Origin of the sequence: Campylobacter sp. BCW_6873 (genome assembly GCF_001762365.1) — a bacterium.
Taxonomy (GTDB): domain Bacteria; phylum Campylobacterota; class Campylobacteria; order Campylobacterales; family Campylobacteraceae; genus Campylobacter_D; species Campylobacter_D jejuni.
Window position 1 is genome coordinate 1 of sequence record NZ_MJWS01000111.1, and the last position, 437, is coordinate 437.

Genomic DNA, 437 nt, shown 5'->3' on the forward strand with positions numbered 1-437 from the left:
ATTCTCTAAAGCTTTTCTTTTTTCTAAATCGATTTGAAGTATTTTTTGCATTGTTTTTCCTTTCTTTTGTGGTTTACTCTTTGATATTATGCTCTTTAGCATAAGCTAGTATTTTAGCTCGAAGTTCTTGCGGAAAATTATATCTATAAATAGCAGGGATTCTTGGATCAAGGAGTTTGTCTAAATATCCTCTTTTATAAATCCATTCCAATCTTTCAGGTGTAAAATAATAAGGGGCATTAGGATAGCCTTGAGGAGGAGTTAAGGCTGCTAGTTTGGCGCTTAATACTAAGGTATCTTTGAATAAAGTAGCTTGTTGTTCACTCCAATCATTTGGAGTATCTACATCAAAGTTAGTTTTCATCCCATTTCTATATCCATCCATAGCATCATCAAATTTATTTCTACTTTCAGGAGTAGAATCTATATCTCTTGGA

1 pseudogene is annotated in these 437 nt (G+C 32.5%); it reads right to left on the minus strand.

Annotated features, from left to right (window positions below):
• Positions 1–73: 73 nt before the first annotated feature.
• Positions 74–437, minus strand: a pseudogene (locus AJ932_RS09915) (hypothetical protein); the annotation flags it as partial.